The 17,141-nt window shown below is 64.1% G+C and carries 16 protein-coding genes; 4 read left to right on the forward strand and 12 right to left on the reverse strand.

Features of this window, described 5'->3' with window-relative positions; translation table 11 throughout:
* Positions 1-83: 83 nt before the first annotated feature.
* On the reverse strand, positions 84-1,622 hold the full coding sequence (locus ACT4OC_RS31615; RefSeq protein ID WP_444842994.1) for a benzoate-CoA ligase family protein: 1,539 nt from the start codon (positions 1,620-1,622) through the stop codon (positions 84-86).
* 121 nt (positions 1,623-1,743) lie between these two features.
* Here ACT4OC_RS31615 and ACT4OC_RS31620 point away from each other — a divergent pair, with 121 nt between their 5' ends.
* Positions 1,744-2,652 carry a helix-turn-helix transcriptional regulator gene (locus ACT4OC_RS31620; RefSeq protein WP_444842995.1) on the forward strand — a complete coding sequence of 303 codons (909 nt, stop codon included), beginning with the start codon at positions 1,744-1,746 and terminating at the stop codon, positions 2,650-2,652.
* Between the two features lie 12 nt (positions 2,653-2,664).
* Here ACT4OC_RS31620 and ACT4OC_RS31625 read toward each other — a convergent pair whose 3' ends face one another.
* The 3 genes from ACT4OC_RS31625 to ACT4OC_RS31635 all read right to left on the reverse strand — a co-directional run bounded on the left by ACT4OC_RS31625 (position 2,665) and on the right by ACT4OC_RS31635 (position 4,647).
* Complete coding sequence (locus tag ACT4OC_RS31625; RefSeq protein WP_444842996.1) at positions 2,665-3,429, reverse strand: RES family NAD+ phosphorylase; 765 nt, start codon at positions 3,427-3,429, stop codon at positions 2,665-2,667.
* Entirely contained in the window at positions 3,389-3,772 is a 384-nt protein-coding gene (locus ACT4OC_RS31630) for an MbcA/ParS/Xre antitoxin family protein (protein WP_444842997.1), read from the reverse strand. Before ACT4OC_RS31630 ends, ACT4OC_RS31625 begins: the two co-directional genes overlap by 41 nt.
* 89 nt (positions 3,773-3,861) lie before the next feature.
* The gene (locus tag ACT4OC_RS31635; RefSeq protein ID WP_444842998.1) at positions 3,862-4,647 is read right to left on the reverse strand and encodes an IclR family transcriptional regulator domain-containing protein; all 786 of its coding nucleotides are present in this window, start codon (positions 4,645-4,647) and stop codon (positions 3,862-3,864) included.
* A gap of 129 nt (positions 4,648-4,776) precedes the next feature.
* Between ACT4OC_RS31635 and ACT4OC_RS31640 the strand changes: the two genes are divergently transcribed.
* The 3 genes from ACT4OC_RS31640 to ACT4OC_RS31650 all read left to right on the forward strand — a co-directional run bounded on the left by ACT4OC_RS31640 (position 4,777) and on the right by ACT4OC_RS31650 (position 9,636).
* Entirely contained in the window at positions 4,777-6,135 is a 1,359-nt protein-coding gene (locus ACT4OC_RS31640) for an aromatic ring-hydroxylating dioxygenase subunit alpha (RefSeq protein WP_444842999.1), read from the forward strand.
* A 155-nt stretch (positions 6,136-6,290) separates the two neighbouring features.
* Positions 6,291-7,727 (forward strand): glutamine synthetase family protein, encoded by a 1,437-nt coding sequence (locus ACT4OC_RS31645; RefSeq protein WP_444843000.1) that lies wholly within the window; start codon positions 6,291-6,293, stop codon positions 7,725-7,727.
* A 151-nt stretch (positions 7,728-7,878) separates the two neighbouring features.
* Positions 7,879-9,636 carry a caspase family protein gene (locus ACT4OC_RS31650; RefSeq protein WP_444843001.1) on the forward strand — a complete coding sequence of 586 codons (1,758 nt, stop codon included), beginning with the start codon at positions 7,879-7,881 and terminating at the stop codon, positions 9,634-9,636.
* A 306-nt stretch (positions 9,637-9,942) separates the two neighbouring features.
* Here ACT4OC_RS31650 and ACT4OC_RS31655 read toward each other — a convergent pair whose 3' ends face one another.
* From ACT4OC_RS31655 to ACT4OC_RS31690, 8 genes are all read right to left on the reverse strand, one after another.
* A complete protein-coding gene (locus tag ACT4OC_RS31655) occupies positions 9,943-10,656 on the reverse strand; it encodes an ABC transporter ATP-binding protein (protein WP_444843002.1) in 714 nt (237 codons plus the stop codon).
* Between the two features lie 5 nt (positions 10,657-10,661).
* Positions 10,662-11,429, reverse strand: a complete 768-nt coding sequence (locus ACT4OC_RS31660; RefSeq protein ID WP_444843003.1) for an ABC transporter ATP-binding protein — start codon at positions 11,427-11,429, stop codon at positions 10,662-10,664.
* The gene (locus ACT4OC_RS31665; protein WP_444843004.1) at positions 11,422-12,369 is read right to left on the reverse strand and encodes a branched-chain amino acid ABC transporter permease; all 948 of its coding nucleotides are present in this window, start codon (positions 12,367-12,369) and stop codon (positions 11,422-11,424) included. Before ACT4OC_RS31665 ends, ACT4OC_RS31660 begins: the two co-directional genes overlap by 8 nt.
* Positions 12,366-13,283: a branched-chain amino acid ABC transporter permease gene (locus tag ACT4OC_RS31670; protein ID WP_444843005.1), complete on the reverse strand. Its 918-nt coding sequence runs from the start codon at positions 13,281-13,283 to the stop codon at positions 12,366-12,368. Before ACT4OC_RS31670 ends, ACT4OC_RS31665 begins: the two co-directional genes overlap by 4 nt.
* Positions 13,284-13,477: 194 nt before the next feature.
* Positions 13,478-14,650, reverse strand: coding sequence for an ABC transporter substrate-binding protein (locus ACT4OC_RS31675; protein ID WP_444843006.1), 1,173 nt, complete (start codon positions 14,648-14,650; stop codon positions 13,478-13,480).
* 244 nt (positions 14,651-14,894) lie between these two features.
* Positions 14,895-15,557, reverse strand: coding sequence for a flavin reductase family protein (locus tag ACT4OC_RS31680; protein WP_444843007.1), 663 nt, complete (start codon positions 15,555-15,557; stop codon positions 14,895-14,897).
* Between the two features lie 15 nt (positions 15,558-15,572).
* Positions 15,573-16,484: a fumarylacetoacetate hydrolase family protein gene (locus ACT4OC_RS31685; protein WP_444843008.1), complete on the reverse strand. Its 912-nt coding sequence runs from the start codon at positions 16,482-16,484 to the stop codon at positions 15,573-15,575.
* Positions 16,485-16,493: 9 nt separating this feature from the next.
* Positions 16,494-17,141, reverse strand: a 648-nt coding sequence (locus ACT4OC_RS31690) for a cupin domain-containing protein (RefSeq protein WP_444843009.1), incomplete at its 5' end; no start/stop codon positions are given.

Consider the following 17,141-nt stretch of genomic DNA (forward strand, 5'->3'; position numbering starts at 1 on the left):
GGGGCGCGCCCCCCCCCACCCCCCCCCGCTTTCACTTGGTTTCGTGGGGCCCCCCCCCCCCCCGGCCACGACGGTGATGCGGCCTAGTTTGACGCCCCCTCGCGCAGCTTGTAGCGCTGGATTTTTCCGGTTGCGGTTTTCGGCAAGGAGTCCACCACGTCGATCCAGCGCGGATACTTCCACGGGCCGATCTTCTTCTTCACGTGCTCCTTCAGCGCTTCGAACAGATCGTCCGTCTCGCCGCCGGGGCGCAGCACCACGAAGGCCTTCGGCTTGAGCAGCCCCTCCGGATCGGCCTCCGGCACGACGGCGGCCTCGAGCACCGCCGGGTGCGTGATCAGCGCGCTCTCGACCTCGAAGGGCGAGACCCAGATGCCGGACACCTTGAACATGTCGTCGGCGCGGCCGCAGAAGGTGTAGCGGCCGTCGGCATCGCGGACGTACTTGTCGCCGGTGCGGGTCCAGTTGCCCTGGAAGGTATGCCGGCTCTTGGCGCGCTGGTTCCAGTAGCCTTCGCCGGCCGACGGCGCCTCGACCAGGAGCTCGCCGATCTCGCCGTCCGGCACGTCGGCACCGTCATCGCTGACCAGACGGACGTTGTAGCCGGGGACGGGACGGCCGGACGAGCCGTACCTGATGTCGCCGGGCGCATTGGACAGGAAGATGTGGAGAAGCTCTGTCGAGCCGATGCCGTCGAGGATGTCGACGCCAAAGCGCGCCTTCCAGGACAGCCCGACGGATTCCGGCAACGCCTCGCCGGCGGAGGTGCAGATGCGCAGGCGCGTCCCTGCCCGCGCGTTCTTCGACGCCTCGTCGTTCAGCATCGCCGCAAACAGGGTCGGCGCGCCGTAGAAGATGGTCGGATTGTACTTGTTGAGCAGCGCGAACATCAGCGCCGGCGTCGGCCGCTCCGAGTTCAGCACCGTGGTGGCGCCGACCGACATCGGGAAAGTCAGCGCGTTGCCGAGCCCATAGGCGAAGAACAGCTTTGCCGCGGACAGGCAGACGTCGTCTTCGCGGATGCCGAGCACCTGTTTGGCATAGGTGTCCGCGGTGGCCTGCAGATTGGAATGGATGTGGCGGACGCCCTTGGGCATGCCGGTCGAGCCGGAGGAGTAGAGCCAGAACGCCGGCTCCTCGGCATGGGTCTCGACGGTGGCGAAGGAATCGCTTTCCCTGGCGAGTTCCTCTGCGAGCAGCTTGTGGCCGAACGCGTTCTTGCCGGACACCACGACGCATTCGAGATCCGGCATGCGGCCGACGATGTCCTTGACGACCGGGTACAGCGCCTCCGAGACGAACAGCACGCGGGCGCGGCTGTCTGAAAGCACGTAGGCATATTGATCCGCCGTCAGCAGCGTATTGAGCGGGACCGGGACGATGCCAGCGCGGATCGCGCCCAAGAATACGATCGGGAAATCGACCGTGTCGAGCATGATCATGGCGACCCGCTCCTCGCGGCGCACGCCGAGGCGGCGCAGCAGGTTGGCGGCGCGACAGCTCTGCCGCTGCAATTCGCCATAGCTGAGCTCGGAAACGGTGTCGGTGAAGGCGAGCTTGGCGCCGCGACCCTCCTCGACGTTGCGGTCGAGCAGCCACGTCACTGCGTTATATGCGCTCATGCCGCGCTCCCGATGACCACGCGTGCCATGACGTTCCTCCACCTTAGTTTGGAATTATAATGCATATAAAATCCACAGGGTCGCTTGCTGTCAACCCTTTTCGGCACTATGTTGCCTAAACATGGCCGAAAAACCCGATCCCGAAACCGGATTTCTCGAACAACTCGGTCAGCGGGTCCGCACCACGCGGGCGCTGCGCGGGATGTCGCGCAAGGTGCTCGCCAAGGTCAGCGGCATTTCCGAGCGCTACATCGCGCAGCTCGAGAGCGGCAAGGGCAATGTCTCGATCGTGCTGTTGCGCCGCGTGTCGCAGGCGATGGGAGCGCATATCGAGGATCTCATTCCCGACGGCGAGACCGCGCCCGACTGGGCGGTGATTCGCGATCTCATGCGCAAGGCAACGCCCGCGCAGATTGCGCAGGCCAAGGACGTTCTCGCCGGTCACGGCGCCAGCGCGCATCGCCAGCCGTCCTTTGCCGGCATTGCGCTGATTGGTCTGCGCGGCGCCGGCAAGACCACGCTCGGAAGAATCCTGGCGAAGAAGCTCGGCTGGAGCTTCGTCGAGCTCAACAAGGAAATCGAGACGCAAAACGGGCTTTCCGTCGCCGAGATCATCGCGCTCTACGGCCAGGAAGGATTCCGCCGCATGGAGCAGGCCGCGCTGAAGCAACTGCTCGCGCGCAAGGAGCTGATGGTGCTGGCGACCGGCGGCGGCATCGTCTCGGAGCCTCTGACGTTCGACCTGATCCTGTCGTCGTTCTACACCATCTGGATCAAGGCCGACCCGGAAGAGCACATGATGCGCGTGCGCAAGCAGGGCGACCTTCGCCCGATGGCCGACGACCGCTCGGCAATGGCGGAGCTGCGCAACATCCTGGTGAGCCGCGAGCCACTGTATTCGCGCGCCGCGGCGGTGGTGGATACGGCCGGGCTTTCCGTGGACGCCGCGGCGGCGCGGCTGGTGGATTCGATCCGGCCGGTGCTGCAGAACGAGGCGCGCTCGTTCGGGCTGCGGACGGTGGCGGTTTAAGTCCGTACGAATTCAGCGTTCCCAAGCAAATCCGGACATCCGGGGATCGGCGTCGAACGCATCGCGGCCAAACGCGAGCGACGTGTTGGGCGACTCGCAAATCGCCCTTGCGCCGTTGCCGTCCAGATAAATTCGCCACGTCTGGCGGCCGGTTGGCTCCCGTGTTGCGAAGGCCGCCGGAGTTAGCACAGCCAGATTGGCGCCACGATCGGGATCTCTGACCGACGGATACTTGATGAGCTCGATACCCGCTTCACGCGCCCTTTCGCTCAACGCCTGACCCGCCGAGTAGTCGGCGGGGTCCAGAATGCCAACCACCTCGCCCACGGCGAACGCTGTCAGATCGAGGGCGCGCTCGGAATGCACCTCGACCGAGAATGCGGTGTATTCCGCGGCGTTCTTCGGCCATGGCGTTTCCGGAGACTCGGCGAAGAACCTGAGACGATGGAATACGGTTTCGGCTATCGCCGTTTCCGGGTGCTCCGCCGCGTAAAAAACGCCCGCGTCGGCGTTGGGTCTGCGGAAACGCGAGCCCCAAGGGTTTTGCCTGCTGTAGCGAAACGGAGTCATCAGGAGGAAATGCAGCCCTGCGCAGTCCGTCGGAATGAGCGGCTTGGTTTCCTCGATCAGGTCTTCCAGGATCGCCTGCTCTTCAAGCGAGTCGGTCAGCTTCATCGTCGAAACGTGGTGCTGGGCTTCGACGATTCGCCAAAAACTGCCCGATAGCGGCGCGCTCCTAGATAACAGCGCGCCTGCTGTCCAGGTATTGGACGACATGGGTGAGGCCGTACACCTTCTGAACCAGATCGATCGGCGCGCCGTTCAACGCGAGGTTTCTGTTCTTCATCCACTTGCGCGCTGCCGGCTCGTCTCCCCCGACGATCGCATCCAGGGAGCGGTAGAGCCGAACAAACAGGGCGGCGAGCTCAAAGGGCTTGCCGCGGGCCAGAACGTACTCGCCGTTCTTCATCCGCGACACGACGGGCTCGGACAGGCCAATGATATTGCCGAGTGCCTTTTGCGAGACGCCGAGCTTTTCGGAGGCGCGAATGGTCGCCTTGGTCAGAACGGCTCCCTCACGGGACGCGGCGGATTTCGGTTCGGCGCGTTTGCTTACCATAATACCTATATCCATTTCTATTGAAAGAATACTCTATGGTAATTTCAATAGCAATGAGCATTTATGTCTGGCCCGGCGAGCGCAAGCCCTCAAAGCAGCTTGTCCCTCACGCCTTCCGCCCCTTCCCGCAGCAGCGGCAGGAAGCGGTCGGTCAATTCGCGCAGCGGCACGCGGTCGACATGGGCGCCCATGTTGATGGCGGCGACGATGGCGCCGTCGTAGCGGCGGACGGGGACGGAGATCGAGCGGAAATGCGGTTCGGCCTCGCGGTCGACGAGGGAAAAGCCCTTGGCCCGGTCGGCCACGATCGTTTTCAGTAGCAGCTTCGGATCGGTGACGGTCTGCGGCGTCAATGCCTCGCGGCGCATCGCCTTCAGGCGTTTTGCAAGTTCGTCGTCATCGAAGCGGCTGAGCAACGCGCGGCCGACGGAGGTGCAGAAGGCCGGCAGGCGATAGCCGATCTCCAGGCCGGTGGAGAAGACGCGCGCAGGGCTGCCGCGGGCGATGAAGACGACTTCGTCGCCGTCGAGCAATGCGAGCGAAGATATTTCCTGCGCGGCGCTGGCGATGCGGTCGAGCACCGGCTGCAGCACGGCGACGACCTGGTTCGAGCGCAGGAAGGCGCCGGCGAGCGTCAGCACGTGCAGCGTCAACGTGAACAATTTTCCGTCGCTCGAGACGAAGCCGCCGCGCTCCAGCGTAAAGAGGATGCGGCGCGCGGTGGCACGCGGCAATTCGGCGGCGCGGGCGACGTCGCTCAGCGTCATCGGGCCGGTCGTGCCGCCGAACGCCTGCAACAGGCGCAGCCCCCGATCGAGGCTCTCGACAAAATCGGTGGCGCGCTCCTCGCCGCCCTCGCGTTTCAGCTTTGGCATGGTGGTCCGTCGGCGCCCTTGGAAACGGAAAGCGGAAATATTGTGCTTGCGGTGTTGCACCTGCATGGCATAATTCGCCCAATTGTTCAATAGGCGAACAACGCCGACCGCTCGAAGGGGACCGCCGCCATGATGAGCCAGGAACAGAACGACCTGATCACCCGCACCGGGCCGAAAGACCCGTGCGGAGAACTGATGCGGATGTACTGGCAGCCGGCGGCGCTGGTGGACGAGCTGGAGGGGCCGCGCCCGGTGCGGCCGGTCAGACTGCTCGGCGAAAATCTCGTGCTGTTCCGCGACGAGCAGGGCCGCTACGGCCTGATCGACCGTCACTGCGCGCATCGCGGCGCCGACCTGGCCTTCGGCCGGCTCGAGCATGGCGGCCTGCGCTGCGCGTTTCACGGCTGGCTGTTCGACGCGACCGGCCAGTGCATCGAGACGCCGGCGGAGCCGGCCGGCTCGCAGCTCTGCAAGGGCATCCGGCAGCGTTCCTATCCCGTGGTCGAGAAGGCCGGCATCCTCTGGGCCTATCTCGGCGAAGGCACCCCGCCCGCCTTTCCGGAGATCGACGCCTTCGTCGCGCCCGACAGCCACGTCTTCGCCTTCAAGGGCCACTGGGGCTGCAACTGGCTGCAGGCCCTCGAAGTCGGCATCGATCCCTCGCACGCCTCCTATCTGCACCGCTTCTTCGAGGACGAGGATACGTCGACCGCCTACGGCAAGCAGTTCCGCGGCGCCTCCGCCGGCAGCGACCTGCCGATGACGAAAATCCTGCGCGAATACGACCGGCCGATCATCAATGTCGAGCACACCGAATACGGCCTGCGCCTGATCACGCTGCGCCAGATCGACGACGAACACACCCATGTGCGCGTCACCAACCAGGTGTTTCCGCACGGCTTCGTCATCCCCATGAGCACGGAGATGACGATCACGCAGTGGCACGTGCCGATCGACGACGAGAACTGCTACTGGTATGCGATCTTCACCAGCTATACGGAGCCGGTCGACAAGAAGAAGATGCGCGAGCAGCGGCTCGAGCTCTACGAGCTGCCCGACTACACCTCGCGCAAGAACAAGGCCAATGACTACGGCTTCGATCCGCACGAGCAGGCGACCGCGACCTACACCGGCATGGGCGTCGACATCAACGTGCACGACCAATGGGCGGTGGAATCGATGGGTGCGATCCAGGATCGCACCAAGGAGCATCTCGGCCAGAGCGACAAGGCGATCATCCAGTATCGCCGGCTGCTGCGGCAGGAAATCGAGAAGGTGGCGGGCGGGCAGACACCGATGCTGCATCTGGAGGAAGCGCATGCGCGCTCGATCCAGGGCCCGGCGACCATGGACGGTATCGGGCCGACCACCGGCTGGGAAATCTACTGGATGGAAGTCGACGTGAAGCGGCGGCGCGGCGCGCCCTGGGCGGCGCCGGTGCCGAGCGAGATCGCCGGCAAGGTGAAGCATCTTTCGGCGGCGGGATAGTGAATTCCGCCGTCATTGCGAGCGAAGCGAAGCAATCCACCTGTCTGCTTGCGGCGCCATGGATTGCTTCGTCGCTTCGCTCCTCGCAATGACGGTGGAAACGGTCCCGTTCTTCGGATAACTCTTCAATAAAAGCACTCTGGGGGAATACCGCGTTGAGTTTCGTCGAGCGCCACGGCCTGTGGTCGGCCGAGCAGAAGGAAGCGGCCAGTCGGCTGCGCCGCATAGTCGAGGAGCGCGAGCTGGAGGTGATCCGCCTCGCCTTCCCGGATCAGCACGGCATCTTGCGCGGCAAGACGCTGGTGGCGGCAGAGGCGCTGGCGACGCTCGAAAGCGGCTGCTCCATCACGACGACGATGCTGGCGAAAGACACCTCGCACCGCACGGTGTTTCCGGTGTTCACGTCGGGCGGCGGGTTCGGCATGAAGGAGATGGAAGGCGCGGCCGACGTGCTGATGGTCGCCGATCCCACCACTTTCCGCGTGCTGCCGTGGGCGCCGACCACGGGCTGGCTGATGTGCGACGTCTATTTTGGCGACGGCCGCCCGGTGCCGTTCGCGACGCGCAATCTCTATCGCGGCGTGATCGACAATCTCGCCAAGCGCGGCTTTGACTTCGTCGCCGGGCTCGAGGTCGAATTCCACCTCTTCAGGCTGGAAGACGCGAAGATGGCGGCAGAGGATGCAGGCCAGCCGGGAAATCCGCCCTCCGTAAGCCTGCTCTCGCACGGCTATCAATACCTGACCGAGCAGCGCTACGACCAGATGGAGCCGGCGCTCGAAATCATCCGCCGCGACGTGCTGGCGCTGGGGCTGCCCTTGCGCTCGGTCGAGGTCGAGTTCGGGCCGAGCCAGTGCGAATTCACCTTCCAGCCGACACGCGGCCTTGCGCCCGCCGACAACATGGTGCTGTTCCGCTCCGCCGTGAAGCAGATCGCGCGGCGCCACGGCTATCACGCCACCTTCATGTGCCGGCCGAAACTGCCGAATGTCTTCGCCAGCGGATGGCACCTGCACCAGTCGCTGGTGTCGCGGTCGACCGGCGAGAACGCGTTGATGGCAAAGGACAAGGGCGAGGTGCTGAGCGCCTTCGGCAAGCATTATCTCGCCGGCCTGCTCGAGCACGCGCGCGCAAGCACCGTGTTCACCACGCCGACCATCAATGGCTACAAGCGCTACCGCTCCTATTCGCTGGCGCCCGATCGCGCGATCTGGGGCCGCGACAACCGCGGCGTGATGATCCGCGTGCTCGGCGGCGCGGGCGACGCCGCCACACGGCTGGAGAACCGGATCGGCGAGCCGGCGGCCAACCCCTATCTCTACATGGCCTCGCAGATCCTCTCCGGCCTCGACGGCGTCGACCGCAAGCTCGATCCCGGCCCGTCGGCCGATACGCCCTACGAGACCAAGGCCACGCTGTTGCCGAAGAGCCTGCGCGAGGCGGTGTTCGCGCTTCATGACGATCCCTTCTTCCGCGACACGCTGGGGGCTGCGTTCGTGGATTATTACGTGCACATCAAGAACGCCGAGATCGAGCGCTTCCAAGCCGAAGTGTCGGACTGGGAGCACCGCGAATATTTCGAGATGTTTTGAAGCTGACGCGCGGCGCGTTGCGGACGCAAGTGAGTTGATTCAGGGGGCAGACGCCGTCCTGCCGCGAGGCTTGTCGCGGTATGTGACAGACATCACGGTAAGAATCTTGTGGTTTCGGCATTAGACGCTAGTCTGTCGTCCGGGGGCTCGCATGGGCGCATTTCGGTTATTGGCTTTCTTGATTCTTGCAACCTGGCTTGGATGCGGCCCATCATTGGCCGAGAAGCGCGTTGCATTGGTGATCGGCAATTCGGCCTATCAGAAGGTCGCGAGGCTGAACAATCCTGCCAACGATACGGCAGCGGTTTCCGCCATGTTCAGGAAGGCAGGCTTCGACTCGGTCGACTCGAAACTGGATTTGAATACCAACGAAATGCGCAAGACCCTGCGCGAGTTCGGCAACAAGACACGCGATGCCGATGTGGCGGTGATCTACTTTGCCGGTCATGGCATCGAGCTGGATGGCACCAACTATCTGATTCCGATCGATGCGGCGCTCGAGACCGATACCGACGTTCTTGACGAAACCTTTGCATTGGACCGTGTACTTTTCGCGGTCGAGCCAGCCAAGCAGCTTCGCTTGGTCATCCTTGACGCTTGCCGTGACAATCCGTTCGCCAGGAAAATGAAGCGAACAATCGGTTCCCGCGCGATTGGGCGCGGGCTGGCCAAGGTCGAACCTTCCAGCCCGAACACGATGGTTGCCTTTGCCGCCAAGGCCGGTTCGACGGCGTCCGACGGCGACAGCAAGAACAGTCCGTTCGCTGCGGCGCTGGTCGCCCATCTTGCCAAGCCAGGCCTCGATCTTCGCAAGGCATTCGGTTTCGTTCGCGACGACGTATTGAAGGCCACCAACAATACACAAGAGCCTTTCGTCTACGGCTCGCTTGGCGGCAACGACGTGGCGCTCGTCCCGGCAGTGCCAGCCCCAACCATCGCTGCTCCCGTGGATCAGGATACCACGATGCAGCGGAACTACGAATTCGCGCTTCAAGTGGGCACGAAGCCGGTTTGGGATGCCTTCATTGAGAAGTATCCCTCCGGCTTCTTCACCGCCCTTGCCAAGGCGCAACGCGACAAGCTGGCGGCGGAAGCGGCACGAGTTGAAGCCACGAACAAGGCCAGGGCAGCACAGGAAGAAAAGGCCCGGCTCGCCCTGGAGGGCGCGAAAGCCGCCGAGCAAGCCAAGGCCGCTGAGCAGGCCAAGGCAGCCGAAAAAGCTCGAACCGCCGCCGAGCTGGCCAAGAAGGCGGAGGAAGCCAAGGTCGCGGAAGCCGAGCGCGTCAAGGCCGCCGCGGAGGCAAAGGCCGCCGCCGATCAAAAAGCCAAGGATGCAAAGGTTGCGGCACTAGCTCCGCCGTCCGACAAGTCCGATCAAGCGACGGTCGATATTCCACGATCGCTGCAATCCGAACTGCGCCGGGTCGGCTGCAATACCGGATCGGTAGACGGCAACTGGAATGCGGCGGCGCAGCGGTCGCTCGATCTGTTCAACAAGCACGCGGGCATGAAGCTCGACGTGAAAATCGCCAGCGTCGATGCGCTCGATGCCGTCAGGAGCAAGACGACGCGCATCTGTCCGTTGGTTTGCGATCACGGGTTTAAAGCTGACGGCGAGCGTTGCACGAAAATTACGTGCCGCGCTGGTTATGAAGTCGGTGACGACAACACTTGCGAAAAGTTCGAAGTGAAGAAGCCCGTGGCGAAGCGAGAAGCGCCTTCAACGCGTGATCGGCGCGAGCGCGCCAATGTGGAAGCGGCGCCTTCCAAGCCGCAGCCATCCGGACAAGTTATCTGTGGTCAGGGAGGCTGCCGGCCCGTTGGCAAAAATTGTCGACTTGTCAAGGGTTCTTGGGTGAGTGGAGTAACGCAAGCCACCGGTGGATCTACTGTGGAAGTGTGCAATTGAGCCTGCAGGATGAATGCGATGACCGCCGAACTTCATCTCGTGCACTCAGCGCGAGCCGTTGGGGACATTGTTGATCGATGATGCCAAGACGGGCTCGATAAAGCTGGGGAACGCGGCCTTGAGGTCGATAGCTGCCGGTTTTTCCCGCTAGAATGCCACGCTACACTACTTCCCACTCCCAAAGAGGTGAAAGACGGGCTCACGGCAGTCTCTCAAACCGACATTGCGAGCGAAGCTTCAGCTTGCCCTGCAAAGAGAAAAGCCGGATTGCTTCGTCCGCTTCGCTCTTCGCAATGACGGCTGCTATCAAATCCCCAAATACCTATGCTGCAGCTCCGGCTCCGCCAGCAGCTGCTCCGACGTGCCGCTCCACACCGTGCGGCCGCGCTCGATCATGTAGTGGCGGTCGGCGATTTTCGCGAGGTTGCCGACGTTCTTGTCGATGACGAGCACGGACTGGCCCTGGCTCTTCAGCATCGACAGGCAGCTCCAGATCTCCTCGCGGATCAGCGGCGCGAGGCCTTCGGTGGCCTCGTCGAGGATCAGCAGCATCGGGTTGGTCATCAGCGCGCGGCCGATGGCGAGCATCTGCTGCTCGCCGCCGGACAGCGTGACGCCCATGTTGGTGGAGCGCTCGGAGAGGCGCGGGAACAGTGCGTAGATCTTCTCCAGCGTCCACGGGTCCCTCGCGCCCCGCCGATTGCCGGAGGCCGCCACGAGATTTTCGCGCACGGTGAGGTTCGGGAAGATCTGACGGCCTTCGGGCACCAGGCCAATGCCGAGCTGCGCGATCTTGTAGGACGGCAGCTTGCGCACATCCTCGCCGGCGAAGCGGATGGCGCCGGCGCGCGCCGGGGTCAGGCCCATGATGGAGCGGATGGTGGTGGTCTTGCCCATGCCGTTGCGGCCCATCAGGGCGATCATCTCGCCGGACCTGATGGTGAGCTGCAGGCCGAACAGCACCTGGCTGAGGCCGTAGCAGGTTTCGATACCGTCGATTTCCAGGAGCGTATCAGCCATCCCGATCATCCCTTGCGCGTCACCGCATGCTGGTCGCCGAGATAGGCGCGCTTGACTTCCTCATTGCTGCGGATCTCGTCCGGCCGGCCGCAGGCGATGACGCGGCCATAGACCAGCACGGTGATGCGGTCGGCGAGCGCGAACACGGCTTCCATGTCGTGCTCGACCAGCACGATGGTGACCTCCTTGCGCAGCTCCTTCAGGAGCGCGACCATGCGCTGCGACTCGGTGACGCCGAGGCCGGCCATCGGTTCGTCCAGCAGCAACAGTTGCGGCCTGGTCGCCAGCGCCACCGCCAGTTCGAGCTCGCGCTGTTCGCCATGGCTGAGCTCGGAGACCGGCACGTCGGCGCGTTTGCCGAGGCCGACGCGCGAAAGCGCGGCGTGCGCGGCCTCGCGCAGCGGCCTTTCCTTCCGCGCATTGGCCCAGAAGCGGTAGGAGTGGCCGGCATGGGCCTGCGCTGCGAGGGCGACATTGTCGGCGGCGGTGAAGTCGCGCAGCAGCGAGGTGATCTGGAACGAGCGCGCCAATCCAAGCCCGCTGCGCCTGTAGGACGGCAGCCCCGTGATGTCCTGCCCGGCGAAATGGATGATCCCGGAATTCGGCATCAACTGTCCGGTGAGCTGGCTGATCAGCGTGGTCTTGCCGGCGCCGTTGGGGCCGATGATGGCATGCAGTTCGCCCGGCGTGACCTCCATGGAGAGATTGTCGGTGGCGACGAGGCCGCCGAAACGCCGGGTCAGGTTTGCGACGCGCAAGAGATGCTCAGCCACGGGAGAACCTCCCCAGCAGGCCCATGATGCCGCCGCGCGCGAACAGCACGATCAACAGCAAGAGCGGCCCCATGATCATAGCCCAGTATTCCGTGATCTGCGACAGCAGCTCTTCCAGCAGCAGGAACACGATGGCGCCGATCACCGGGCCGAACAGCGAGCCCATGCCGCCGAGGACCACCATCACCATGAGTTCGCCGGAGCGGGTCCAGTACATCACGGCGGGACTGACGAAATCGGTGTTGTTGGCGAGCAGCGCGCCGGCGAGGCCGCAGATGGTGCCGGAGATGACGAAGCAGACCAGGCGATAGCGGTTGGAATGGAACCCGATCGCCTGCATGCGTTGCTCGTTGGAGCGCACGCCCTGCACGACGAGGCCGAAGCGGGAATTGACGATGCGCCAGATCAGATAGAGGCCGCCGAGCAGGCAGGCCAGGCACACGTAGTAGAATTGCGTCCGGCTCGAAAGGTCGACGATGCCTCCGAAGTCGCTCCGCTTGTAGATGGTGAGGCCATCGTCGGCGCCGTAGCGCGCCAGCGAGGTGGCGATGTAATAGGCCATCTGCGCAAAGGCGAGCGTGATCATGATGAAATAGACGCCGCGGGTGCGCAGACTGAGCGCGCCGATGACGAGCGCAAACAGCGCAGACGCAATCAGCGCCACCGGCCACTGGATGAAGCCGGAGCCGACGCCTTCGAAAGCGAGGATGCCGACGGCATAGCCGCCGATGCCGAGATAGGCGGCGTGGCCGAAACTCATCATGCCGCCATAGCCCATGATCAGGTTCAGGCTTGCGGCCGCCAGGGCGAGGATGATGATGCGGGTGAACATCGTCAGGATGAACACCTTGCCCGACAGCGCCGAATAGACCGGCAGCAGCAGCAGGCCGGCGATGACGAGCGCGACGACGATGTTGCGCAGATTGAGGAGGGACTTCATCGCTTGGCGGCCGGGAACAGCCCCTCCGGCCTCACCACCAGCACGATGGCCATCAGGAGGTAGATCAGCATCGAGGACAGGGCGGGCGCCGCGGTGGAAGCGGCGGTGGAACTCAGCACCTTGCGCAGGAGATCCGGCAGGAAGGCGCGGCCGAGCGTGTCGATCATGCCGACGAAGATCGCGGCCATGAAGGCGCCGCGGATCGAGCCGATGCCGCCGATCACGATGATGACGAAGGCGAGGATCAGGATGTTCTCGCCCATGCCGATCTGCACGGTGAGGATCGGCGCCTGCATCAGCCCGGCAAGGCCGGCGAGCGCCGCACCGAGGCCGAACACCAGGGTGAACAGCAGCTTGATGTTGATACCGAGCGCGCCGATCATCTCGCGGTTGGAGGCGCCGGCCCGGATCAGCATGCCGATGCGGGTGCGCATGACCACGACATAGAGAAGTAGCGCGACCAGCAGCGCCACAACGATGATCGAGAGCCGGTAGGCCGGATAGTAGACGCCCGGCAGGATCTGCACCGGGACCGTGAGCCAGGCCGGCAGCGGCAGCGCGAGGCCCGCCGGGCCCCAGATCAGCCGCACCGCGTCGTTGAAGAACAGGATCAGGCCGAAGGTCGCCAGCACATGGTCAAGATGGTCCCGCCCGTAGAGATGCCGCAGCGCCACGAATTCCAGCACGATGCCGAGCAGCAGCGTGGCGCCGAGCGCCATGACCGCGCCGAGGATGAAATTTCCGGTCCAGGCCACGAAGGTCGCGGCGAAATAGGCGCCCATCATGTAGAGCGAGCCATGGGCGAGATTGACGAAGTCCATGATGCCGAAGACCAGCGTCAGGCCGGCCGCCAGCAGGAACAGCAGCAGGCCGAACTGCAGTCCGTTGAGAGATTGTTCGACGAGGACGAGCATGGACCCCAAAGCCTGAGTAAGCAGCCCTATTATTTGAGCATGATCTTTTCGGAAAGCCGCTTCACACTTTTCCGAATCATGCTCTAAAAAAGCAGCGGCAGCGCAAGGGCACTGCCGCTCATTGTCGTTGGGCGCATCATCCCACGCAAGACGCTACGAAGCCGCGGAAGACCATGCGCCGGCAGGACCCGACCTTACTTCATCGGGCACTTGGCATGGAAGCGGTCCTGATCGTCCTTGACGATGGTAGCCACCGTTTTCAGCGCGAGCTGGCCCTCGGCATCCTTGACCACGTCCTGCAGGTAGAAGTTCTGGATCGGAATGTGGTTGTTGCCGTACTTGAAGGCGCCGCGCACCGACTTGAAGTTGGCCTTTTCCATCTCGGCCTTCATCTCGTCCTTCTTCGAGGTGTCGCCGTTCACCTTGACCACCGCGCTATTGATCAGGTTGGCGGCGTCATAGGTCTGGGAGCCGTAAAAGGTCGGGCGCAGCCCGGGATACTTCTTGCGGTAGTCGGCGACGTACTTCTTGTTCGCCTCGTTGGGGAGGTCGTTGACCCAATGCTGCGCCCCGGGAACGCCGAGCGCGTTGTCCTTCTGCAGCGGCAGGGTAATTTCGTCGATGGTGAAGGCGGTGTAGAGCGGGATCTGCTGCTTGATACCGGCCTGGGTGTACTGGTTGAGGAATTGCACGCCGGCCGCACCCGGATAGAACACGAAGATCGCCTGCGCGCCGGAGTTCTTCGCCTTGGTCAGCTCGGCGGAGAAGTCGAGCTGGCTCGGCCAGACCGTGTATTCCTCGCCCTTGACCTCGCCCTTGAAGGTGCTCTTGACGCCGGCCAGCATGTCCTTGCCGGCGGCGTAGTTCGGGCCGATCAGGAACACCGACTTGACGCCCTTCTGGGTCATGTAGGTGCCCATGGCCTGCGGGGTCTGGTCGTTCTGCCAGGAGGTCGAGAACACGTAGGGCGAGCAGAGCTCGCCGGCGAGCTGCGACGGGCCGGCATTCGAGGTGATCAGGAAGGTCTTGGCATCCACCGCCGTCTTCAGCGAGGCCAGCAGCACGTTCGACCAGATGTAGCCGACGATGAAGTCGACCTTGTCGGACTGGATCAGCTTTTCGGTCTTCTGCTTGCCGACATCGGGCTTCTGCCCGTCGTCCTCGTAGATCACCTCGACCGGCTTGCCGCCCATCTTGCGGCCGAGATGGTCGAGCGCGAGCTCGAAGGAGTTGCGCATGTCGTTGCCGATCGCAGCCGTCGGGCCGCTGAAGGTGGAGACGAAGCCGATCTTGATGGTGTCCCCTGCGCTAGCAGGCTGTGCCAGCGCCAGAGCGGCGATACCCGCCAGCCAGAATGCCTTTTTCATATTGGTTTCCCCTCCTGTTTCGATTCAATTTTGTCCGCCGGGATCGGCGGCGCCGGATAGCTCAGGCCTTTATAAAGAGACGTTTTTTTGTGCGCAAAGGCGCCGGCCTGCAGCAAGCGCGAACCGAAGGTCCGCAGTCGAACCTTCGGTCTATGCCCCAGCGATCTGCACCATAATTCAGGCTTCACAGGGAAATCAAGAATTATAGTGCCGGTTTTCGGGTGTGGGATTGTCGCAGCCGCGGTCATAGCGCTCCATCCGATGCGACCCGGCTGGCCTCGCCGTTGCGCTGCCATTCCGCCCAGTTCGGCCGGTCCATCTGAAACAGGTCCGTGCAACGGGCGTACCAGCCGCTGCCATGCATGCGCCCGACCAGCCGCAAGCCTTGCGTGTCGATGTAGCAGCGCTCCGCATCCTGCACGAAAGCGTCGCCGACATGCGCGCAGACGATGCGGCCGATGACGATGGTCTGGCGCGGCCCCGTCACCAGCGACGTGAGCACGCGGCACTCGAAGGAGACCGGGGACTCCGCGATGCGCGGCGGGCGCACGGCGTGAGACGGCGCGGGCGTCAGGCCGGCCAGCGCCAGTTCGTCGATCTCGGGAGGGGCATCGATGCAGGTGACGTTCATGGCCGCGGCATTGTCCTCGGAAACGAGGTTCACCACGAATTCGCCGGTCGCCAGAATGTTGGTGGCTGTGTCCTTGAAGCGGCCCTTGCCGGCGAGCAGCCCGAGCGCGAGCGTCGGCGGCTCATGTCCCAGCGCGTTGAAGAAGCTGTAGGGCGCCGCATTGATCGCGCCGTTCTCCGACAAGGTCGTCACCCAGGCGATCGGGCGCGGCGTCACGGTCGATGCCAGGATCTTGTAGCGGTTCTGCGCTTCCAGCGCTTCCATGTCGAACAGCATCGCCAGCCTCGCGCTTCAAACCGCCACGACGGGGTGGCGCAGCCGGCCGATACCGGCGACTTCGGCTTCCACCACGTCGCCCGGCCACAGCCATTCCTGCGGCGTGCGCCCCGCGCCGACGCCATCTGGCGTGCCGGTTGCGATGATGTCCCCCGGCTCGAGCGTGATCGCGGCGGAAATGTCCGAGATCAGAAGCGGCACCTTGAACAGCATGTGCCGCGTATTGGAGCGCTGCTTCTCGATGCCGTTCACCGCCAGCCACAGATCGAGCGCGTGCGGATCGGCGATCTCGTCCGCGGTGACGATGCAGGGGCCGAACGGCGCGTAGGTGTCCTGCCCCTTGGAATAGATCCACTGGCCGGCTCTTCGGTTGTCGCGGGCGCTGACGTCGATCATCACGCTGTAGCCGAACACGAAAGCGAGCGCCTCGGCCTCCGATACCCGCCGCGCGGTGCGGCCGATGACGACGGCGAGCTCGACCTCCCAGTCGAGCTGCTGCGTGATTGCCTTGTTGTGCTCGATCGCCTCATGCGGGCCGATCACGCTGGTCGGCGGCTTCGAGAAGATCACCGGCTGCGTCGGCAGATCCTTTGCGGTGTCGAGCGCGCGCGAGGATTCCGCGACGTGCTCGACATAATTGAGGCCGATGCCGAAGATGTTCTTGCGCGGGCGCGGTATCGGCGCGAGCAGTCTTGCATTTGCAAGCGGCAGTGCAGCGCCGACCGGCCAACGGCCGTTGCAATCGCCGAGGATCTTCTTCAGGGCGGCCGAGGCAGGCGGGCCGAGATCGATGAAAGCGAGCATCGAGGCCGGGAGCGGCACGCCGGCATGGGCGCCGATCTTCTCGACGTCGATGACGAGATCATCTGCGACAGCGCCAAGGCGCGCGGCGGCTTCGACGGAGTCGCGGTAGGTAACGAGACGCATAATTCTTTCCTAGGATAGCGGCTGCCGCCCTTCGTTGTCGCCGAAGGCTTCCTCGCGATAGAGGCCGAGCGAATGCATCACCGGCAGATCGTTGAAGGCGAACAAGCAGGCCTCGTCGCTCTGGGAAGCATTGGCATGCTCGTGCCAGGCCCATGACGGCACGCAGAAGATGTCGCGCTCCTTCCAGTCGAAGCGTTTGCCGTCGATGATGGAGTGGCCGCTGCCCTTGGCAACCTGGTAGATGAAGCTGCCGGTGTGGCGATGCGCGCGCGTCGCCTCGCCCGGCCGCAGCATCTGCATGGAGGCGCCGATGGTCTGCATGACCGGCCCGCCGGTCACCGGATTCATGTAGTTCATCAACAGGCCGTCATAGGGCGAGCCGGCCGACGCCCTGGCGTAGCGCTGCAGGGCCTCGTAGGTCGGACCCCACTCGTATTTCAGCAGCGGCGAATAGCCCTTGCTCCATTCGGCGCCGGCGGGGCGGAGGCCCGGGGCGCCCCAGGCATGCGACATGTCGTCGACGGGATGGCCGACCTCCTGCTGCATCTTCGGGTGCACCGCATAGAAATTGGCCTCGAGGCAGTTCACCAGGGGAATGTCGAGACCGTCCTGCCAGATGCAGGGCGTGCCGTCGCCGGCGACGCCGTGCTCGTGCCA

This window comes from Bradyrhizobium sp., from assembly GCF_052389815.1.
Lineage (GTDB): Bacteria > Pseudomonadota > Alphaproteobacteria > Rhizobiales > Xanthobacteraceae > Bradyrhizobium.